General features: G+C 42.1%; 13 protein-coding genes. 4 read left to right on the top strand and 9 right to left on the bottom strand.

Annotated features, from left to right (window positions below):
* The first annotated feature begins 74 nt into the window (after positions 1–74).
* Entirely contained in the window at positions 75–644 is a 570-nt protein-coding gene (locus tag ACTJJQ_RS07105) for a GNAT family N-acetyltransferase (RefSeq protein WP_056704317.1), read from the top strand.
* A 199-nt stretch (positions 645–843) separates the two neighbouring features.
* Here the strand turns inward: ACTJJQ_RS07105 and ACTJJQ_RS07100 are convergent, their stop codons facing one another.
* From ACTJJQ_RS07100 to proC, 3 genes are read right to left on the bottom strand one after another with little or no spacing between them, the layout of a single operon-like run.
* The gene (locus tag ACTJJQ_RS07100; RefSeq protein WP_025207480.1) at positions 844–2,112 is read right to left on the bottom strand and encodes a glutamate-5-semialdehyde dehydrogenase; all 1,269 of its coding nucleotides are present in this window, start codon (positions 2,110–2,112) and stop codon (positions 844–846) included.
* Positions 2,113–2,130: 18 nt separating this feature from the next.
* Positions 2,131–3,249, bottom strand: a complete 1,119-nt coding sequence (proB, locus tag ACTJJQ_RS07095) for a glutamate 5-kinase (RefSeq protein ID WP_058214074.1) — start codon at positions 3,247–3,249, stop codon at positions 2,131–2,133.
* A gap of 27 nt (positions 3,250–3,276) precedes the next feature.
* Positions 3,277–4,074 carry a pyrroline-5-carboxylate reductase gene (gene proC / locus ACTJJQ_RS07090; protein ID WP_240688397.1) on the bottom strand — a complete coding sequence of 266 codons (798 nt, stop codon included), beginning with the start codon at positions 4,072–4,074 and terminating at the stop codon, positions 3,277–3,279.
* Between the two features lie 471 nt (positions 4,075–4,545).
* Here proC and ACTJJQ_RS07085 point away from each other — a divergent pair, with 471 nt between their 5' ends.
* Together ACTJJQ_RS07085 and ACTJJQ_RS07080 are read left to right on the top strand one after the other, a co-directional pair.
* The gene (locus ACTJJQ_RS07085; protein WP_317327483.1) at positions 4,546–5,742 is read left to right on the top strand and encodes a cytochrome P450; all 1,197 of its coding nucleotides are present in this window, start codon (positions 4,546–4,548) and stop codon (positions 5,740–5,742) included.
* Between the two features lie 118 nt (positions 5,743–5,860).
* Positions 5,861–7,900, top strand: a complete 2,040-nt coding sequence (locus ACTJJQ_RS07080; RefSeq protein ID WP_048002184.1) for a molybdopterin oxidoreductase family protein — start codon at positions 5,861–5,863, stop codon at positions 7,898–7,900.
* 46 nt (positions 7,901–7,946) lie between these two features.
* On the opposite strand, the gene ACTJJQ_RS07075 is transcribed toward ACTJJQ_RS07080, so the two are convergent.
* From ACTJJQ_RS07075 to xylA, 3 genes are all read right to left on the bottom strand, one after another.
* Positions 7,947–8,633 (bottom strand): glycoside hydrolase family 11 protein, encoded by a 687-nt coding sequence (locus ACTJJQ_RS07075; RefSeq protein ID WP_007500674.1) that lies wholly within the window; start codon positions 8,631–8,633, stop codon positions 7,947–7,949.
* Positions 8,634–8,727: 94 nt separating this feature from the next.
* Positions 8,728–10,221, bottom strand: a complete 1,494-nt coding sequence (xylB, locus tag ACTJJQ_RS07070; RefSeq protein ID WP_440600061.1) for a xylulokinase — start codon at positions 10,219–10,221, stop codon at positions 8,728–8,730.
* Positions 10,222–10,254: 33 nt separating this feature from the next.
* Positions 10,255–11,592 carry a xylose isomerase gene (gene xylA / locus ACTJJQ_RS07065; RefSeq protein ID WP_251185740.1) on the bottom strand — a complete coding sequence of 446 codons (1,338 nt, stop codon included), beginning with the start codon at positions 11,590–11,592 and terminating at the stop codon, positions 10,255–10,257.
* 212 nt (positions 11,593–11,804) lie between these two features.
* Here xylA and xylR point away from each other — a divergent pair, with 212 nt between their 5' ends.
* On the top strand, positions 11,805–12,965 hold the full coding sequence (gene xylR, locus ACTJJQ_RS07060) for a transcriptional repressor XylR (RefSeq protein ID WP_251185741.1): 1,161 nt from the start codon (positions 11,805–11,807) through the stop codon (positions 12,963–12,965).
* A gap of 46 nt (positions 12,966–13,011) precedes the next feature.
* Here the strand turns inward: xylR and ACTJJQ_RS07055 are convergent, their stop codons facing one another.
* From ACTJJQ_RS07055 to csaA, 3 genes are all read right to left on the bottom strand, one after another.
* Complete coding sequence (locus ACTJJQ_RS07055; RefSeq protein ID WP_440600060.1) at positions 13,012–14,619, bottom strand: glycoside hydrolase family 43 protein; 1,608 nt, start codon at positions 14,617–14,619, stop codon at positions 13,012–13,014.
* A gap of 24 nt (positions 14,620–14,643) precedes the next feature.
* Positions 14,644–16,035, bottom strand: coding sequence for an MFS transporter (locus ACTJJQ_RS07050; RefSeq protein ID WP_007500679.1), 1,392 nt, complete (start codon positions 16,033–16,035; stop codon positions 14,644–14,646).
* Positions 16,036–16,544: 509 nt separating this feature from the next.
* The gene (gene csaA, locus ACTJJQ_RS07045; protein WP_008346544.1) at positions 16,545–16,877 is read right to left on the bottom strand and encodes a chaperone CsaA; all 333 of its coding nucleotides are present in this window, start codon (positions 16,875–16,877) and stop codon (positions 16,545–16,547) included.
* Positions 16,878–16,897: the final 20 nt, after the last annotated feature.

Here is a 16,897-nt window from a genome sequence, read left to right as displayed (position 1 = left end):
TCTTGACTATGGAGTTACTCCATCCTTTATGATAACATGCAGAAACACCACATATGTGGAGAAAGGATTTACACATGAACAAAATCGCACAAGATCAAGTCACATTATCACTTGCAAATCAAGAAGACTTCCCTTTGATGAAAAAAGAACTGCAAGATGCTTTCACAGCTGGCATCATTGATGCATTTGGCGATGCAGAAGGTGGACCAATTCCTCCTGATGAGTCGATTGATGAATCTTTTTATTCGACTGAGAACCTTGTCTATCATATTTTACTAAACGGTCAAAAGGCAGGAGGGGTTGTTTTAAAAATCAACCCTCTCACACACCGCAATTCGGTGGACCTGTTATATATCTCTTCATCATCTCACAGCCGAGGCATTGGTCAGGCAGCATGGAAAGCCATTGAGGCGCAATATCCAGAAACGAAGGTGTGGGAAGTTGTCACTCCTTATTTTGAAAAGCGCAACATTCATTTTTATGTGAACAAATGCGGGTTTCAGATTGTTGAGTTTTATCACTTACACCATCCAGATCCGAGCTTCCCTCATGAGAAGAATCAAGAAAATGACCCTTTAGCACCTGAGACATTTGAATTTTTCAAATTTGAGAAAGTCATGAAAAAAGATTGTTCAAGTTCATAAAAAAACTCCCTCTTATCTGGAATTTCAGATTGTTGACAAAGGGCTAAAATGGACTTTATTTTAGCCCTTTGTCTTCTTTTTCAAGAGTTGTCAGTGCTTCAGCATCGTTTCCATGTCGTTCCCCCTTTTTCTCTCTTCTTTTCTCATACACTAAAAAAACACTACCCCAAGAAGAAAGGTAGTGTTCGTTACATTCATTCTAGCTTCTAATCTGACCATCACCAGATAGAAGCAGCTTTGTTGTTGTCAGTGCAGGAAGTCCCATTGGCCCTCTTGCGTGCAGTTTTTGAGTAGAAATGCCAATTTCAGCGCCATATCCTAGTGCACCGCCATCTGTAAAACGTGTAGATGCGTTATGATAAACAGCGGCCGCATCGACTTCGTTTAGAAAGATTTGTGCGTTTTTTTCATCCTCTGTTACGATGGCTTCTGAATGTTTCGTTCCGTACTGATCAATGTGATGAATGGCGTCCTCAATTGAGTCAACGACTTTCACCGCAAGATCAAGACTTAAATACTCATCTGTCCAATCTACTTCCTCCGCAGGAACCGCTTCGGAAAAGAAAGATTGAGCGTCTTGATCTCCATGCACAGTGACATGGTGCTGAAGGAGTGCTTCATTCAATGCTGCACCATTTTCTTTCAGCCAATCGCGATGAACGATCAGAGTCTCAAGCGCATTACAAACGGCCGGACGATTTGTTTTCGCATTGATGACAATCTGAATGGCTTTTTCTACATTCGCTGTTTGATCAATAAAAATATGGCAGTTCCCTGTCCCTGTTTCAAGAACTGGAATGGTCGATTCTTCTACAACTGTTTTGATTAAAGAAGCCCCGCCTCTCGGAATTAAAACATCAATCCACTCTTTTAGATGAAACATCGCTTGAACCGATGAACGGTCTGTTTGTTCAATAAACTGTACCGCATCACGAGGGATCTTTGTTTGATCCAATGCCTCATGAATGACGCGGACGATGGCTTTGTTGGAAGAAATAGCGGAGGAACCGCCTTTTAAAATCACTGAGTTGCCTGCCTTGAGGGCAAGCCCTGCTGCATCGACAGTGACATTCGGTCTCGCTTCATAGATCATCCCGATCACGCCGAGCGGTACTCTTCGGCTTTTCACATGTAAGCCGTTTTCAAGAGTCCATTCATCCAATATTTCTCCAACAGGATCTGTTAATCTCGTCACAAGCCGCAAACTTTCCGCAAACTCATGAATTCTCTCTTCATTTAACATTAATCGATCCATTAATGCTTCAGAGAAGCCCTTTTCTTTTCCAGCCTCTAAATCCTTTTGATTTTCCTGTAAAATAAAATCACTTTGCTGTTCGAGTGTTTCTGCTATTTTCAGCAGCGCCTCATTTTTTTCCTCTGTTTGAAGTAAACCTAGTTTTTTTGATACGTGCTTTGCTTTTTTCGCTTTTTCTTTGACCGATGTGACAACTTCAGCTGTCAGTGTCATGAAATTCCTCCCTTATGATTAGCAAACTGGTATTGATAAATCTAAATGACAAACAAACGCTTCAAGATCTACGACATGCACCACTTCATCCTGTAGCAAGTCACCGTTCAGTGCGAGTTCGTCGGACGCATAATTGACAATGCCAAGCCCTATTTCTCTTTCATCTTGATCTAAAATACGGACAACATCGCCTTTTTTAAACGAACCCTTTACATTGACTATGCCGTCAGAATCCAGACTTTTCTCACGATGCATGAGAAGCTCCTGTGTTTTCTCTTGAACAACGATTTCGCCTTTTGGGCCAGAATGAAAAGCAATCCACTGTTTTTTATAATTCAGCGGCGCTAAATTTTCGTCAGCTGTAAAATAAGTGCCGTCCTCTGTCCCATTAATGGCTTTGTCTAAAATGTGAGGCGTATCGGCTTTTCCCAAAAAGCCATTGATGCCTGCGGCCATTGAAATTTTAAAAGCATCGAGTTTTGATTTCATTCCGCCTGTGCCAACGCTGCTTCCCGCATCTCCAGCGGCTGCTTCGATGTCTTCTGTGATTTCTGTGACTTCGAGAATTCTCTTCGCATTCGGGTTTGTATGAGGGTTATCTTCATACAAGCCATCAATATCAGATAAAATAGCGAGGAAATCCGCATCAATCAGTCCAGCTACTTTTGCAGACAATGTATCATTATCTCCAAACTTCAAACGATTGATCGTCACTGTATCATTTTCATTAATAATCGGGATGATCCCTCGATCTAATAACACATTCATTGTATTTCGCACATTTTGATAGCGCGTTTCATCTGAAAAATCGCTTCTTGTAATTAATAGCTGTGAAGCAATATAACCGTGCGATAAAAATAAAGTAGAATATGACTCCATTAAAAGCCCTTGCCCTATTGAGGCAGACGCCTGTTTTTCTGGCAGTGTTTTCGGTCTATCAATAAATCCTAATTTTCGGTAACCAGCTGCAACCGCACCAGATGAGACCAAAATGACTTCGTGTCCTTCATCTTTGAGTTTTACAATTTGATTGACGAGGTTTTCTAGTTTTTTTAAACTAATCTCACCTTGAAAGCTAGTAAGAGAGCTGCTTCCGATTTTCACAACAATTCGTTTTCTCTCTTTATCTGCGTACACCTTATCACTCCTGTATTGAGGCTCTATTTATATCGTTACTTTTTGTTTTTGCTGTTCACTTATTTCTTTTGATCGATTGGCGGCATGTTTGACGGCCTGCTTGATGGCTTCTCCTCCGCCAAAATCATCTAATGCATCTAGTCCTGCAGCAGTTGTTCCATTAGGTGACGTAATTTTTTCTCTGAGGACAGAAGGGTTTTCAGCTGTTTCTTGCAGCATCTTCGCTGCACCGAGAAGTGTCTGTGTACCGATTTGACGGGACATTTCTTTTGATAAGCCAGCTTCTTCTCCAGCTTCTTCGATTCTTTCCATTAAGAAATAAAAATAAGCTGGACCGCTTCCGGCAATTCCTGTGAAAATATCCATTTGCTCTTCCTGAATGGTATACACTTCTCCCATTTCAGATAAAAGAGCCCGACTCGTGCTTACATGTTCATTTTTCACATAACGTCCAGCAGATAAAGCGGTCGCCGACGCCCCAATCGTACTTGACGTATTTGGCATTACTCGCATAACAGGCTGCCCTTCATGCAGCATGTCTTCAATATACGATGATTTCACACCTGCAAGTACAGACAGGATGAGCTGATCTTTCTGAATATGAGGTTTTAATGATTCAAGTGCTGTTTCAGCATCCTTTGGCTTCATCGCCAGGATCAACATATCCATTTCTTCAAAAGGAAATGAATCCATTGTGGCTGTTTGGATTCCGTAGCGTTTCGTTAGTTCGTTTAATCGCTGCTTATTTTGCTTGTTTGTTGCGTAAATTTGGCTGAGCGGCATCTGACCTGATCGCACAATACCTGCAATCATTCCTTCCGCCATAGAACCTGCTCCAATGAAAGCAACTTTCTTTTGATCAATGATATTGATCCTCTCCCTTGTTCGCTTTTTGTTCGTGTTTTTCGCACGTTAGTTATCGTAACATGATGAGAAATCGTGTCAAGAAAGAGCCAGCGCTTTTCAAAAGTCCCGAATACCAGCTGAACAGCTTGCGGTATGTATGTTAGCCGTGTTTTTTTAAATCATCAATTTAGATCAAAAGAACTATACAGATTTGAATCATAGTACCCTTTCGTTCGACTGAATTCACCATTTTATTTTTGGTTTCGGTGACTTCAATTCTAGTTTTTAGAAAGCGCTATCATTTTTGATGACTTTCTATTTTCCTATAGGATGAATGTGTTTGAATCTTTCGATTAGACTATTGACATATTTTAGAAAACATGTCCGTTGAAATGCGTTTTTCGTGGTGATACCGTGAAAGGGAAATCAAGTGAAAAAGGAGCGTTCATAATGAAAGTAAAAGAAAATTACGTCAATGTCATCCCAATGAAAGAAATCCGATCTACTGATGACCTTCTTTTCCCATTCCCTATCTACAATGAATTACGATCGCAGGGTGATATTCGATACGATGAAACGAGAAAGTGCTGGGATCTCTTTCGATATGCTGATATTCAGTCCGTTCTGAAGCAGCCAAAAGTGTTTTCATCACAGCGAGGAAGAAGTACATCTAAAACGAGTATTTTAACAATGGACCCTCCAAAACATACCAAAATGAGAGCACTCGTCAATAAAGCCTTCACGCCAAAAGCGATCAAACAAATAGAAGAAAAGATCAAAGACTTGACCCATGATCTATTACATCAAGTAAAGGATCAACGGACCTTCGATATTGTGCAAGATCTGGCCGCTCCCCTACCTGTCATGATCATCGCCGAGCTTCTCGGTGCAGAAGTGAAAGACAGAGAGCTGATCAAAAAACATTCAGATGCTCTAGTTGCAGGAGCCAAAGATGATTCAAAAGAAGCTATACAAGCCGTTGTCGACATGCAAAAACAAGCAGAAAAAGAGCTGTCAGCATACTTTGCTCATTTGATCCAAAAACGAAAAGAAACGCCAGCCGATGATTTAATCTCCCTTCTCATCCAAGCGGAAATTGACGGTGAGCGTTTATCAGAAAATGAACTACTTGGCTTTTGTATACTCTTACTCGTTGCTGGTAATGAAACAACGACGAATTTAATCACAAATGCCGTACGACTTTTAACAGAACAGCCGCATATCGCCGAATCAGTGCGGCAAGACCTGTCTCTCATTCCTCAATTGACGGAGGAAACGCTGCGCTATTATCCGCCTGTTCAAGCGATTGGGCGAGTTGCAGCAGAGGATGTTCAGATTGCCGGTTCTCACATTGAAAAAGGAGACTATCTCATCAGCTGGGTGGCATCTGCGAATCGTGATGAACGGAAGTTTGACGATCCAGATACGTTTCGTCTTGACAGAAAATCAAATCCGCATTTGAGCTTTGGCTTCGGCATCCATTTTTGTCTTGGTGCTCCTCTCGCCCGGCTTGAGGCTCATCTAGCACTTGAGATTTTACTCCGTACGTTTCGAGAAATCACCCGTGCGGCAGATCAGCTGAAACCAATTCAAAGCACGTTTGTGTTTGGGGTCAAAGAATTCCCTGTGCAGGTCACCCGTTTTTAAAAGCCCCTTTCATCAGGGGCTTTTTTTCATATGCTTATCCTTACCTTCCTGCTCTGAACATGCTAAAATAAAGTCCATATGTACAGTGATCACGGAATTCGGAAAGGAAGCTAAACGTATGACCGATTACACAGCAATGAAAGACGGAATATTCAAATCAGTTTGTTCGTTAGATTGCCCTGATCAGTGCGGTCTTTTAATACATAAAGAGAACGGAAAGATCGTTAAAGTTCAAGGAGATCCAGATCATCCAGTCACTCAAGGAAACATTTGCAATAAAGTGCGGAATGTCACAGCTCGTTTATATGATGAAAAACGTCTGACAACGCCATTAAAACGTGTAGGTCAAAAAGGTGACCGGCAGTTTGCACCAATTACGTGGGAAGAAGCGATTGAAACGATTCGTCAAAAATGGACAAAGCTGATCGAAGAAAAAGGACCAGAAAGCATTTTGCCTTACAGCTTCTATGGGAATATGGGGAATCTTAATGCAGAAGGAATGGACCGCCGCTTTTTCTATCGACTTGGCTCAAGTCAGCTAGACCGAACCATTTGTCAGTCAGCCGGAACAACTGGCTATAAATATACAATGGGCGCAAGCATTGGGACAGACCCAGAAGAAACCATTCATACAAAACTATTTATCTTTTGGGGCATCAATGCGGTTTCAACCAATATGCATCAAATCACGTTGGCACAAAAAGCTCGAAAGCAAGGGGCTAAAATTGTCGTCATTGATGTGCACAAAAACCAAACGGGCCGGATGGCAGATTGGTTCATTCCGCTTCGCCCTGGCACTGACAGTGCGCTAGCTCTTGGGATCATGCATGTCCTTTTTAAAGAAGACCGCACAGATGCGTCATTTTTAGAGACTTACACGGTCGGTCACAATGAGCTTCGCGAGCATGTGAAGCAGTACGATCCAGAAACGGTTGAACAAATCACGGGTGTCCCTAAAGAAGACATTGTCTCACTTGCGAGAATGTACGCAGAGACAACGCCGTCTCTCATTCGTATTGGCAATGGGCTTCAGCATCACGATAATGGCGGCATGAGTATTCGAACCATCTCCTGCCTCCCTGCCCTCACCGGTCAATGGCTGCACAAAGGCGGCGGTGCGATGAAATCGAACTCTTCTTTTCTTAGTTATAATGAAACCGCTCTTCAGCGACCGGAATTATTAAAGGAACGCGAACCTAGAACATTTAATATGAATCAGCTGGGCAGCGTGTTAACGAACGCAGAACCTTCAATTGATTCTCTTTTTGTCTACTCTTGCAACCCGGCTGTTGTGACACCTGAAGCAAATAAAGTAAGAGACGGTTTGATGCGGGAAGACTTATTTACGGTTGTCCATGACTTGTTCATGACAGAGACAGCCACTTATGCGGATATTGTTCTGCCAGCGACATCTGCCTTTGAAAACGAGGATTTTTATACTTCTTACTGGCATCATTACATTCAAATTCAAGAACCTGTTATAGAACGTTATGGAGAAAGCAAATCAAACACTGAAGTGTTTCGTCTTTTGGCTCATGCGATGGGCTTTGAAGATGAAGCCTTTAAAGAGACAGATGCGGAACTAATGGAACAAGCTCTTCATCATCCTGAAAACCCGCACTATGAAAACATTTCATATCAAGCGTTAAAAGAGAAAAAGTGGATCAAAGCAAAACGAGGGCCTTTCGAAGATTTAAAGCTCCCTACCCCAAGCGGGAAAATTGAACTTTACTCTGAACAAATGAAAAAAGATGGATATCCAGCCCTTCCAACCTATGTACCTTTATTCAAGGAAAGTGATTATCCACTAACGTTTATACCGGGACCAAACCATAATTTTCTTAATTCCACCTTCTCTCTTCATGAGAAGCATCAAAAGCTTGAGAAATTTCCGAAGCTTCATATGAATGAACAAGATGCAAAAGAAAGACAGATTGAAGATGGGGACATGGTTCGTGTGCTGAATGATCGAGGAGAATGCGAGCTGATCGTGTCAGTCGGACAAAATGTGTTATCTGGTGTTGTTGTCAGTCAGGGATTATGGGCAGACCAAAAAGGCAAAAAACATTTGGTGAATGGCCTCACGCCTGATCGTTTGGCAGATATGGGCGGTGGTGCGACGTTCTTTTCCGGCAGAGTCGAAGTTGAAAAATTATGATAGAAAAAGCCAGGAGTTTTGCTCCCGGCTCTTTTCTTTGACTTTTTTAGTTGCCAATAAACAGCTGATTGGTCATCACATTTGCACTTCCGCTGCTTTGGTAGCCTTCTACAGTAAATGCCGTTTCATACATCTTCCCCATTGGCATCCCTAAACTTTCCCATTTTCTAAAATGCGCACTGACGGAGACCGTTCCGCTTGTACGTTTCGTTTGACGTACACTCCAATATTGCTTGAAGGTTGCGATCCCGATAATGGAAGGCTGATTGACACGGGTTGTTTCATAAATGTCATATGTGCCTCCATCAGCATAAAATGATCCTTTATACGCTCCTGTTGGACGATATGTGCCCCATGAATCAACAATGTAGTATTCTGCTAATGGAGATTGTGTCCAGCCATAGACACATAGATAGGAATTCCCGCCTGGGTTAAAACTTGCGTTGTAATTGATGGAGATGTTGCCAAGCTGATGGTGAGTTCTAGTGGAATCAAACTTTTTCCCTTTTCTAAATAAAGCATTTCCGATATTGTTCCAGCCTGCACTAAATGCCCCGCCGTTATTGAGTGTCATCGAGGTGTTTCCATAATCCTTCCATAATTCATAATCGTACCCGCTATGGTTACCCATTTCATTATTCGTAATGGTTCTCGCATGGGCTGGTACAGCCGTCAGAATAAGCGTCAGTCCAATACACATCACAAACAACAGTCTTAATTTTCTCAAATTCATCTTCCATTCCTCTCCTTTTTCATCCTTTTGATTCTGTCATCTCTAAGATGAAACGAATTCATCACCTCCTTTCATGCCCCCACTCACGACTAGATTATCGATAGTGTGCTAGACCCGCATGAATGTCTCTTGTGTGTGTATAAATGCTTTGATACAAACGAAAGAGATGATCATATACATCGACATGCTGTTGATTTGGTGTCAATACGGCCGCTTGATGGATAAACTGATCCGCGCACGCCTCAAGTGACTCGTACCAGCCGCATCCAACTGCTGCAAGCATCGCTGCACCTAATGCGGGCCCTTGCTCATTTTCAAGCTGAATCACTTCAGCTTGAAAAATGTCTGCCTGCATTTGAAGCCATGTATGACTTCTCGCACCTCCACCAATGGACACAATAGCATCTATTCTTTTTCCGGCCTGCCTGAATAAAGCGATCGATTCATTTAATGAAAAAGTGATTCCTTCAAGCACAGCTCTAACCATATGCGCTTTTTCATGCCGGCTGTCTAATCCAATGAAGCTTCCACGAATGACTGAATCTGCATGAGGCGTTCTTTCCCCAACTAAATATGGCGTAAATAGCAATCCATTTGCCCCAGGCGCTATATCCTTTGCTCCGGCTAAAAGGGCTTTAAACGACTCATTCGGAGCAAGTAAAGATTTAATCCAATCGAGGCTATAACCTGCTGATAAAGTGACTCCCATTGTATAAAAAGCGTCTTTTTTTGCATGATGGAACAAATGCAAGTTTCCATTCAGCTCTCTGTTATGATTTTCTTCATAGGAAAGAATGACACCTGATGTGCCAATGCTGCATAATGTGTGACCTGATGATAAAATGCCGGCGCCAATGGCACCGCAAGCATTATCCGCTCCACCCGCAAAAACCTTCACCTCTTCTGTCATCCCGGTTTCCTTTGCGATCTGCGGCAAGAGTGTTCCAACCTCCGCCTCCGATGAAACGAGTGGCGGGCAAATACGAATCGGAATATCAAAGGTTTGACAAATCTCCTGACTCCATGTTTGTTCTCCCATATCCAACAGTAACGTACCAGCCGCATCAGAATAGTCCATATGAATAGCGCCGGTTAATCGATATCTGACATAATCTTTTGGAAGTAAAAACAAATGGATTCGTTGATCAATTTCTGGTTCATGTTCCTTTACCCATAACAACTTTGGCAGTGTAAACCCTTCTAACGCCTGATTTTTTGTGATCGCTTGCAGCCTGCCTCCTAGCTTTTCTGTCATGCGCCCACATTGCGCTGTTGTTCTTGTGTCATTCCACAAGATGGCAGGCCTGAGCACCTGAAGGGATTCATCCAATAAAACAAGGCCGTGCATTTGTCCAGAAAAACTGATGCCTTCTACCTGCATTGACTGAACAGGCTTTCTCTCCATAAGTTCTGTCATTGCGGCAATCGTCTGCTCTACCCAGTCTTCAGGATTTTGCTCACAATAACCTGGTTTGCTTTGAATGAGGCGGTAAGATTTAGTCGTCTCGCAGCATACCTTCCCGCTCTCATCTACTAATATCGCTTTAACTCCACTCGTTCCAAGATCAATTCCCATCACATACTTCATGTGTTCACTCCTTCAAAACATCCGCCCGCTCAATTAATCTTCTAACAAATATTGATTTAATCTGGCTTTCAGCTGTTCCTCTCTGCCAGATTCGTTTCTGATGAGCGGATGTTTCAGTGCATATTCTTCTAATGTATGAAAGTTTGCCTTTCCTTCTGAAATCTCCCGTCCAATTCCTTCAGAAAAACTGCGGTACCGGTGCTTGATCACATCTTCAAACACACGGTCTTCTATGAGTCTATGAGCCACCCGCAGCCCTTTTGCGAATGCATCCATCCCCGCAATATGGGCATACAGAAGATCTTCCAGTTCAAAGGAGGCTCTTCTGACTTTTGCATCAAAATTGAGACCGCCTGTTCCAAGTCCGCCATTTTGCAAAATTTCATACATGGCGAGTGTTGTGGCATATAAATCCGTTGGGAATTCATCAGTGTCCCAGCCTAGAAGGGAGTTTCCTTGGTTGGCATCAACGGAACCGAGCAGTCCATGAATTCTTGCTACACGCAGCTCATGCTCAAACGTATGACCCGCTAATGTCGCATGATTGGCCTCGATATTTAATTTAAAGTGTGTATCCAATCCATATTGTTTTAAAAAGGCGATTGATGTCGCTGCATCCGTATCATATTGATGAGTTGTCGGTTCCTTCGGCTTTGGCTCAATTAAAAATTGACCTGTAAATCCAATTTCTTTTGCATAATCGACCGCCATATGCAAAAAGGCCGCCAAATGGTCAAGCTCTCTTTTCATATCTGTATTCAGTAGTGTGTCGTAACCTTCTCGTCCTCCCCAGAAAACATAATTTTCTGCGCCGAGTTCCTTTGCTGTTTCGATGCCCTTTTTCACTTGTGCAGCTGCATAGGCAAATACATCTGCATGACAGGATGTCGCTGCACCGTGAACAAATCTTGGATGCTTAAACATATTAGCCGTGTTCCATAGAAGCCGAACCCCGCTTTGCTGCATGTAATCTTTCATTCTTTCTACGATGATGTCTAGCTGCTGATTGGTCTCTTGAAGCGTGTCGCCCTCTGGTGCAATATCACGGTCATGGAATGAAAAATACGGAACATCCAATAGATCAAAGAGCTGAAAAGCCACTTCCAATCTAGCCTTCGCCAAATCCATTCCACTATAAGAATCCCAAGCTCTTTTCATCGTGCCAGTTCCAAACATGTCTGTTCCATCAGCAGTCAGTGTATGCCAATAAGCGACGGAAAATCGCAGGTGGTCTTTCATTGTCTTTCCGCCAATCTTTTCGCTCGGATTATAATATTTAAATGCGAATGGGTTCTTTGAATGTTTTCCTTCATATTGAATGTTGCCAATCCCCTGTAAACTACTTAACGAAGTCATATTTGATTTGACCATAAGTGATTCCCCCTATATATTCACTTAGTAAGTTGATTCAACAAACGAACGAACGAGTTGACCAACTAATCTCTTTGAATTTTCCATATTTTTTAGTTTTTTAGAAATATTTTCGTTATAATAAAGTGAAAAGCATGTTTTATAGAGAATGAACACGACAAAAACGGCTTTTCTTCACTTAATCTAAAGATGAAACAAATGGAGTGGATACAATGGATATTGCGGATCAGAACTTTGTGAAAAAAATAAATCAAAAGCTATTGCTAAACGAAATTCTGCACCATGCACCAATTTCCAGAGCAAAATTATCTGAACGCACTGGGTTAAATAAATCGACCGTTTCTTCTCAAGTGAGTACTTTAATGAAAGAACATCTTGTTTATGAAATCGGTCAAGGCGAATCTAGCGGCGGAAGAAGACCCGTGCTCCTCATGTTTAATAAACGTGCAGGTTACTCTATCGGCATTGATGTCGGTGTTGATTATGTCAACGGCATTTTAACAGACCTTGAAGGGTCGATGATTCATAATGAGCAGCTCAAGCTCCCATCCAGCACACCTGATGTGACCGTCCGTATATTAATTAAATTGATTCAGCAGTTACGTTCACACATTCCTTCTTCTCCATACGGGCTGATTGGTATAGGGATTTGTATACCAGGTCTGGTCGATGCAGATGAACAAATTGTGTTTACGCCTCATTCAAAATGGAAAAATGTCGATCTAAAAACAAGTCTCCAAGACACATTCCAAGTACCGGTTTTTATCGAGAATGAAGCAAATGCCGGTGCTTACGGTGAAAAAATCTTCGGTGCTGCTAAACATTATGACCATCTGATCTATGCAAGTATCGGCACTGGTATTGGAATAGGCATCATTATCAATCATCATTTATATAGAGGCACAAACGGTTTTTCTGGTGAAATGGGACATATGACGATCGACTTTAATGGACCGACATGTAGCTGCGGAAATCGTGGTTGCTGGGAACTGTATGCATCTGAGAAAGCACTGTTCCAATCGCTCCAAACAGATGGTCAGTCATTCACCTATCAAGATATTGAGCGGTTGGCGAAGTTAAATGATATGAAGACACTCAATGCCTTGCGTAACTTTGGCTTTTACATTGGGGTAGGTCTCACAAACGTTCTGCATACCTTCAACCCACAAGCCGTTATTTTACGAAACAAGGTCATTGAATCTGAGCAGGCCGTTCTAAGTGTCATTCAAGATGAAGTATCCTCTAGAATGGATGCACAATTCAGCTCACGGGTGGAGCTGCTTCCTTCGTCATTAGGACAAAACGCACCAGCCTTAGGGATGACATCTCTTGTCACTGAAGCTTTTTTACGTGATGTCACGCCTTCACCATAATGGAATACATGTTAAAGAGAGACAGCCTTTAGAGTGTTGTCTTTTTTTATTCAGTTGTTTCTTCGTATCGAAAATACTTAAAATCGGCAGGCAGACGTTCGCCGCTTGTGTCTTGGCACTGCATTCCGACAAAAGCCCCTGTAAAGAACCCCCCTCCTCGAATAAAATCATCTGATAAATGAGTCGATTCAAGCGGTACATCTATTTTTTCCCACTCTTGTTGATCAAAAGAATAAGAATACGTGTACGTCTCTCTCTGAACGGTCACTTTTAAATACACATACGGAATCTCGTCTGGGATGATGATTTTTTTAATTAGCGGCTGAGAAAAGACCAGGTTTTCACACACAGATAATTCAAGGATACGGCCAAGCGTTTCGTCATAAGTCACCTGAAGTGCAGTCCAATTTTCCGTATTATAATAATTCACAAGACCTGCCGCTTGCTGAAAGTTTTTCGGAAAGAAGGAAACCGCTGTCTCTGCTTCAAAATAAAAACTTTGCCAGCGCCTCGCAACAAACGCTTGGGTAAATTTAGACGTTAAAGATTCCTGCCCATACAGCCTTAAATGATGAGGATTTTCCGTCACTGAACCAATCTGATCCGTAAATGGGATTCTTAATGTTTGAAAATGTCTATTTAACGATGAATCTTTAAATTCATCGACTATGTGATAGGTTGGAGAGAACTCTTTTACGCTCATCGCAGGCGCTTCAACCTCTAGGAGCCCCTCTTTTCCGCCTACCACATACGGCCAGCCATCTTTCCATTCAAGCTTTTGTATGGCTGTCTCTCTTCCTAAAGGGCACCAGCCTCTTTGCTGAAAAATGGATTCCTTCCTTGAATGAATTGGGCGGCCAGTCAGATGAGCCATATACCATTCATTTGTATGCGTTTGTACAATGGAAGCATGCCCGCATTTTTGTAGTGGATGGCTAGGCGTATGAAAAGCCGTTAAAATTGGGTTGTCAGGATGAACCTCGTACGGCCCATCAATACGCGAGGAACGGGCGATTGTGGCTGCATGTTCGTAACGCGTGCCCCCTTCAGCTGTTAATAAATAATAGACATCATTGATGTAATAAAGATGCGGGGCTTCTGTCAGTTTGATTGGCGTGCCTTTAAAAATGACCTTCCGCTCACCAACTAGTTTTTTTTCAGATACACTATATTCCTGCAAGGCTATACCTGCAAAGGAGTGATGTTTTTCTCGATGGTCCCACAGCATATTCAACACGTATTTCTTTCCGCTTGGATCATGGAACAAGGAAGGATCAAACCCAGAACTATTGAGTCGAACCGGATCGCTCCACTCGCCATCTACTGCATCAGCTGTGACCAAATAATTATGACCATCCTTAAACGGACCATCTACTACTTTAATATCAGAATAGATGAGCCAAAACTGACCATCCGCATAACTTAAACACGGTGCCCAAACCCCGCCGGAATCAGGATTTCCTTTCATATCGAGTTGAGAAGTTTTTTGCAAGGGACGCGCGGTGAGCCGCCAGTGGACGAGATCCTTCGAGTGATAAATTTGCACCCCCGGGAACCATTCAAATGTAGAAACCGCCATGTAATAATCCTCTCCCGCACGGCAAATACTTGGGTCAGGGTTAAACCCTTTGAGCACTGGATTGGTAATATTCATTGAATTTCCTCCTCTTTCAGAGATCTACATTTTAAAGTCGTCCATATGATCGATATACACCTTGTCTCTATTCTCAAGCTCTCGTATGACTTTTTTATGTTTTTCTTCATCTAGGTTATAAAAATTAATATCAACCATCGCTAAAATGAGTAAGCATACAGGAATCACCGTTGTCGTGATTAAAATGCCCAGTAAAGCTTCTGGTGTTTGCACTTGATTTGCAATATAACCAAATCGGTCAAGGACAAGCCCTGGAACGATGCCGCCTAAGGCCATCCCAAATTTAAAAAAGAAGCCAATCACTGCGTAAATCAGTCCACCCATTCTTTTCCCTGTTTTATATTCGCCATATTCAACGGTTTCAGGAATGAGTGCCCACATGTAAGCACCTGCTGTAATACTCCCTGCAGCCGCAACGAGCCTGAAAATAAGTATTAAAGTGATTTGACTCGGCGGGATCACAAGTAATGCAAGAAGGCCTACAATATTCAGCAATAATGAATAATTCAGCAGCTTTTTCTTTCCTAATAGTTTGTGCAATTTTGGAATAAACGGCAGCACCATTAAAGCTGGCAGACTGCCAATCAGGCCGTACCACTTCACTAAATCCTCTCTGCCGAGGTTATACGTCACATAATAGATCCCGACTGAGTTGCTGATCGAGTTCACACCAAAGATAATGATAAAGAAAATGCTTAACACAACAAGCGGACGATTCACTCGTAACTGGACAAAGAGATCACTGAACTTGATCTTTTCCTCTGGCTTTTGAAGCGTGACGCGCTCATTCGTACTTTTAAAACAGAAAATCAGTAATCCGCCCCCAAGTACGCCGAGAAATGCCATCGTGATCTGCCAGCCAAGTGCTGTATTTCCTGTTGTATCACTCAAAAACGTCGCAAGAAACGGAACAAAAAAAGCAACAACTAAACCACCGAGATTTGCAAAAAGCATACGAACAGACGTAATACTGACGACCTCTTGGTTATTTCTTGTCATTGCGGAAGTTAAAGCACCATAAGGAACATTGATGAACGTGTATGTAAGCGATAAACCAACATACGTGATGTACGCATAAATGAGTTTTCCCATTTCGGAAAAATCCGGTGTCGTAAAACAAAGAATGGCAAGAACGGCAAAAGGTAACGCACCAAATAACAAATAAGGTCTAAACCGGCCAAAACGGCTGTTCGTTCGGTCAACCATCGCCCCAATAAACGGATCTGCAAGCGCATCGATGGCCCGAACCACCAAAAACATCGTCCCTGCTGCTGCTGCTGATAATCCATACACATCCGTATAAAAAAATAATAGATACGTAGAGACAGTTGCATAAATTAAATTACATGCGAAATCTCCTGAAGCATACCCCACTTTTTCAGACATACGAATCTTCTTTAAATTCTCACTCACCATGAGTTTTCTCCCTTCTTCACTTAGCCTCTTCTAGCGGACAGATGGTGCAGGGCAGCAGCAATCAATAGGTCGAAAATAAAACGCTTTCAATTTGTTGTAAAAATGAAGCTGAACATCTCTTTCTTTCAGCTTAGCCCACATAGCAGCAAATCATTTGCTTTAAACAATAGATGATCACCATCTTAGTTTATCGATTAAACAAACTAAGATGAATTCATTTTATAAAATATGATCTGACTTTTCAATATTTTTTGAAAAAATAATCCAAATAATTGATTTCCTGTCATTTTTTCTATGCTATGAGGAGATGAACCTTCTTTTTATATTCCAAAAACAAAGAGAACTCAAATAATGGTTGCATTCATACTGATCCCATGCTATATTAATCAAGCGATGAGCTGAATTGTGTAAGTCGGGTAACACGTCTCTTTGAGACACACACGAATGTGGCGTGTGGTTATTCCGCCTCAATACGCAAAAGACATCTTCTGATGAAGATGTCTTTTTTCTTACCCTATTTTGGTGCCATTTTCAACCGGCTCATCTGTGGCAAGCAAAACAACGTCTTCTTTTGACGGCATGCCTCCTAAGACAAGCACCTCTGATTTAAACCCGGCAATTCTTCTTGGCGGGAAATTAACCACTGCAACAATTTGTCTCCCGGTGAGATTCTCAGCATGATAACGTTTTGTCAGCTGTGCACTAGATTGTTTTATGCCAATCTCATCTCCAAAGTCAATCTTGAGCTTGAAAGCAGGCACTCTCGCTTCTGCAAAGAACTCTGCTTCTACTATCGTCCCAACACGAATGTCTAACGCCAAAAACTGTTCAATATCTGCCATCAGAATCTCTCTCCCTTTCA

The organism is Bacillus sp. 22483 (assembly GCF_052044605.1).
Taxonomy (GTDB): domain Bacteria; phylum Bacillota; class Bacilli; order Bacillales; family Bacillaceae; genus Bacillus; species Bacillus altitudinis.
This window is presented reverse-complemented; position numbering and strand designations above follow the sequence as displayed.

Bases quoted from the DNA above. Each gene is read 5' to 3' on its own strand.
- ACTJJQ_RS07050 (WP_007500679.1), bottom strand. From the start codon at position 16,035: ATGGTGAGTGAGAATTTAAAGAAGATTCGTATGTCTGAAAAAGTGGGG.
- xylA (WP_251185740.1), bottom strand. From the start codon at position 11,592: ATGGTCAAATCAAATATGACTTCGTTAAGTAGTTTACAGGGGATTGGC.
- ACTJJQ_RS07080 (WP_048002184.1), top strand. From the start codon at position 5,861: ATGACCGATTACACAGCAATGAAAGACGGAATATTCAAATCAGTTTGT.
- ACTJJQ_RS07085 (WP_317327483.1), top strand. From the start codon at position 4,546: ATGAAAGTAAAAGAAAATTACGTCAATGTCATCCCAATGAAAGAAATC.
- proC (WP_240688397.1), bottom strand. From the start codon at position 4,074: ATGGCGGAAGGAATGATTGCAGGTATTGTGCGATCAGGTCAGATGCCG.
- ACTJJQ_RS07105 (WP_056704317.1), top strand. From the start codon at position 75: ATGAACAAAATCGCACAAGATCAAGTCACATTATCACTTGCAAATCAA.
- ACTJJQ_RS07100 (WP_025207480.1), bottom strand. From the start codon at position 2,112: ATGACACTGACAGCTGAAGTTGTCACATCGGTCAAAGAAAAAGCGAAA.
- ACTJJQ_RS07075 (WP_007500674.1), bottom strand. From the start codon at position 8,633: ATGAATTTGAGAAAATTAAGACTGTTGTTTGTGATGTGTATTGGACTG.
- ACTJJQ_RS07055 (WP_440600060.1), bottom strand. From the start codon at position 14,619: ATGAATATTACCAATCCAGTGCTCAAAGGGTTTAACCCTGACCCAAGT.
- xylR (WP_251185741.1), top strand. From the start codon at position 11,805: ATGGATATTGCGGATCAGAACTTTGTGAAAAAAATAAATCAAAAGCTA.
- csaA (WP_008346544.1), bottom strand. From the start codon at position 16,877: ATGGCAGATATTGAACAGTTTTTGGCGTTAGACATTCGTGTTGGGACG.
- xylB (WP_440600061.1), bottom strand. From the start codon at position 10,221: ATGAAGTATGTGATGGGAATTGATCTTGGAACGAGTGGAGTTAAAGCG.